Annotated in this window: 3 protein-coding genes and 3 pseudogenes; 4 read left to right on the top strand and 2 right to left on the bottom strand. The window is 62.1% G+C overall.

Annotated features, from left to right (window positions below):
- Positions 1–785, top strand: a pseudogene (locus tag NKI59_RS34675) (IS1380 family transposase); the annotation flags it as partial.
- Positions 786–899: 114 nt separating this feature from the next.
- Positions 900–1118, top strand: a pseudogene (locus NKI59_RS34670) (LysR family transcriptional regulator); the annotation flags it as partial.
- Here NKI59_RS34670 and NKI59_RS34665 read toward each other — a convergent pair.
- Complete coding sequence (locus NKI59_RS34665) at positions 1105–2310, bottom strand: beta-ketoacyl-[acyl-carrier-protein] synthase family protein (protein WP_352453892.1); 1206 nt, start codon at positions 2308–2310, stop codon at positions 1105–1107. The pseudogene NKI59_RS34670 and the gene NKI59_RS34665 overlap by 14 nt on opposite strands.
- Positions 2311–2586 (bottom strand): acyl carrier protein, encoded by a 276-nt coding sequence (locus tag NKI59_RS34660; protein ID WP_352709024.1) that lies wholly within the window; start codon positions 2584–2586, stop codon positions 2311–2313.
- Between the two features lie 575 nt (positions 2587–3161).
- Between NKI59_RS34660 and NKI59_RS34655 the strand changes: the two are divergent.
- Both NKI59_RS34655 and NKI59_RS34650 read left to right on the top strand, forming a co-directional pair.
- A pseudogene (locus NKI59_RS34655) lies at positions 3162–3263 on the top strand (LysR family transcriptional regulator); the annotation flags it as partial.
- 98 nt (positions 3264–3361) lie between these two features.
- On the top strand, positions 3362–3564 hold a 203-nt coding region (locus tag NKI59_RS34650; protein WP_352709022.1), incomplete at its 3' end, for a transposase.

The raw sequence follows: 3564 nt of genomic DNA, 5'->3' as shown, positions 1-3564 counted from the left end.
TTCTGGCCTTGGCCGAGGTGGAAAAGCGGTTGCGGGTGGCCGAGCGTCTGGCGCGTTGCATCGACGATCCGCGCTGCCCGGACCAGGTCGTCCACAGCCTGGCGGAAATGATCGGCTTTCGCATGAAGATGATCGCCGCCGGCTACGAGGACGGCAACGACGCCAACCGGCTGCGCCGCGATCCGGTCTTCAAGATGGCCCAGGATGCGCTGCCGTCGGGTCGGGATCTGGCGTCGCAATCGACGCTGTGCCGGCTGGAGAACCTACCCGGCGTGCGGGAGCTGGTCGCGATGGGACGGGCGATGGTCGATCTCTATTGCGCCTCGTTCCGGCAGGTGCCGAAGCGGATCGTACTCGACATTGACGACACCTTCGACGCTGTGCACGGAGGCCAACAGCTTCGCCTGTTCAATGCCCACCATGACGAGTACGGCTTCCAGCCGATCGTCGTGTTCGATGGTGCGGGACGGTTCGTCAGCGCGATCCTGCGACCGGCCAAGCGGCCGAGTGGGGCTGAGATCCGCCCCCACCTGCGCCGTCTGGTGCGGGCGATCCGGATCAACTGGCCGAACATTCGAATCCTGCTCCGCGGCGATAACCATTATTGCAACCCGCAGGTCATCGACTGGTGCCGCGCCAACGACGTCGACTTCATCTTTGGCCTCGCGCCCACCACGACCCTGCGCAAGCATGTCGCGGATCTGGAGGCCAGCACGACGGCGCGCTTCGAAGCGTCGGCCAAGACAGGCAAGGTCCGCAGGTTCAAGGAGTTCGTTGACGGCGCCCGCGGCGCGGCCGCGCCGGCAGCACTCAGGCGACTATAACGGGCGCAGAGCCGACCCTGCGGCTTCCAGACATTGTCGTGTACAGCTTCAGACCCTCAAGCCGAGCCCGCAGGGCCTCGCTTATCTTTTACGGGGCGGCGGTACGTCCAAGCCGCTTCAACAGTTAAGAATTTCGCAAAGACGATACCCCCGGATCGTCGAGCTTCCGCTGCCACTTCCCGCATTCGCCGAGGCGGTCAATGACCCGCCCTTCACAATAGTTATCCGGCAAGCATCTGGATGCGAGAGATAATGTTGCCGGAGGCATCTCTCATGGCTTCTACACCTGCCTGAACGCCAGAACCGCGTTCGTGCCGCCAAAGGCGAAGGAGTTGCTCAGTGCCACGCGCACCTTGCGCTCGCGTGCCACATTGGGCGTGACGTCGAGATCGCAATCGGGGTCCAGCTCACGATAATTGGCAGTCGGCGGCACGACGCTCTCGCGGATAGCCATCACGCAGGCGATCAACTCGAGCGCGCCGGACGCGCCGAGGCAATGCGCGTGCATGGACTTGGTAGAAGAAATGGACATTGAGAAGGCGTGCTGACCGAAGACGCGCTTGATCGCCGCCGTCTCGATCTGGTCGTTGGCCTTGGTGCCGGTGCCGTGCGCGTTGAGATAGTCGACATCCTCGGCGTCCAGCCTGGCATCGGCAAGGCAGGCCCGCATTGCTGCCTCCGGCCCCTCGACAGTCGGCGCGACGATGTCGGACGCATCGGCGGAAAGGCCGGCACCGGCAATTTCGGCAAGGATGGTGGCGCCCCGAGCCAGGGCATGCTCGTAGCTTTCCAGCACCGCCATGCCGGCGCCTTCACCAAGCGACAGGCCCTGGCGATCGGCCGAGAATGGCCGGCAAGTATCGGGCGAAAGCACGCGGATCGCTTCCCATGCCTTCAGCACACCCCATATGAGCGGCGCTTCGCTGCCGCCGGCAAGCATCACGTCGGCCCGGCCGAGCCTGATCTGGTCCACCGCGCAGGCAATCGCATGGTTTGCCGAGGAACAGGCGGACGTGACGCCGAAGACCGGCCCGCGCAGGCCGAGACTCATGCTGACCTGGCCGGCAGCGGCACCCGGCATCGCCTTGGGTACAGTCAAGAGAGCGGCACGCTTACCGCCCAGAAGGATGGCGCGGTAGGTTTGCTCGATCGCATCCCACCCGCAGCCGCCAACGCCCACCGTCGCACCGAAGCGATAGCTATTTCCCTCTTTGGAGGAAAGTCCGGCCTGACGCATGGCTTCGCGCGCCGCAAGCACAGCGAGCAGGCTGAAGCGGTCCATGGAGATGAGTTGCTTGCCGTCGATGTCATGCTCCGGCAGCGCCTTGATCTCGGCACCGATCCTGACCCTCAATTCATGGAGCTCGGAGTTGACGATTGGGCCGATGGCGGAGCGGCCTTCTCGCATCTCTGTCCAAATGGCGGCGGCGTTGGTCCCAAGCCCGCAAATCCCGCCAATCCCAGTAATCACGACGCGCCTGTCCATTCACATCCCCTTAGCGAGCAAGCTGCGCACGGCTTCCACCATGTCCCCAACATTCTGGAGATCCGACCATGCCTCGGCCGTATTCATCTCGATCTCGATGCCGTAGGCCTGCTCCAGGTCCCAGAGAACGTCCGCCAATCCCAGCGAATCGATACCGAGCGAAGTCAGTCCCGTGGCAGCCGTTATCTCGCCGCCTGTGGCAGGCGCTATGCCGCCCTCCGACGCGGCGCGCTTCTTGATCATGGCGATTATTTCGTTGGCGAGTTGATCTGCCATCTTGTTCCTTTCCAGCTTGCGTTTTCGGCGTCGTTCAAAACCCGAGTCGCGTCGCGTTGCCAAAATTGCCCCTCATAGAGCCTGTCCGACCGACCAAGCCCAATGCCCATAGGAACCGGACGAGTTCCGGCTTCTGCGGCGTCAGCCCGATGACGAAGAAAAGTCGCCGGCCTCCCGCTTTTGCGCCAGCACATCAAGAATCTGCGTGTAAATGGATAGGAACCGTCGTCAAACGTCAGCTAAACGCTGCGACCGTGGGTGCTGTCAGCGTATTCACTCGGCACCTCATATGTAATCGAGATGTTTCATAGCTCCGGACCAGTTGCGATCAACTATTGTACCGGTCCGCCATTCGTCGGAGAGTTCGACATGATCGGAGCGCTGCCTCTCATTCCCAGTACAATCTCCACCGCACGCGACAGATTTCCTCTTTCGGGCTCTTCTCAAGGGACTCGCCACGCGATAGAGGCAGTGATCGGCGCACGTGAGGTCCTGCCAAGTCCATGCGACATTCCGGAAAATTGGTAAAATCGTTTGTTTCAATCAAATGCATCCACGCTATGGATAGCTAAGACATGCGTTTCAAAGGGCTCGATCTGAATCTTCTCGTCGTTCTCGACGCGCTGCTGAGCGAGCGCGGCCTCACGGCGGCGGCACGCCGCATCAACCTAACCAAATTCATGGGGGTTGGTGGATGTGGCGCAACCCGTTGAAATGACGCAGGAATTTGGTTGCTTAAGCCGATCCGAACCATTTCCCGGAGACCACACCCACCATGAACGATGTTGCGCTGCCGCTGAGCGGTTTGTCATCAGTCGGCGGCAAGTCCGTCGTCGCCCGTTTCGACGGCGGCATGCTGTCGTCCAACAGCGGCATTCTGGCCTTGGCCGAGGTGGAAAAGCGGTTGCGGGTGGCCGAGCGTCTGGCGCGTTGCATCGACGATCCGCGCTGCCCGGACCAGGTCGTCCACAGCCTGGC

The sequence above is a fragment of the Mesorhizobium sp. M0598 genome (assembly GCF_040320865.1).
GTDB lineage: Bacteria > Pseudomonadota > Alphaproteobacteria > Rhizobiales > Rhizobiaceae > Mesorhizobium.
This window is presented reverse-complemented; position numbering and strand designations above follow the sequence as displayed.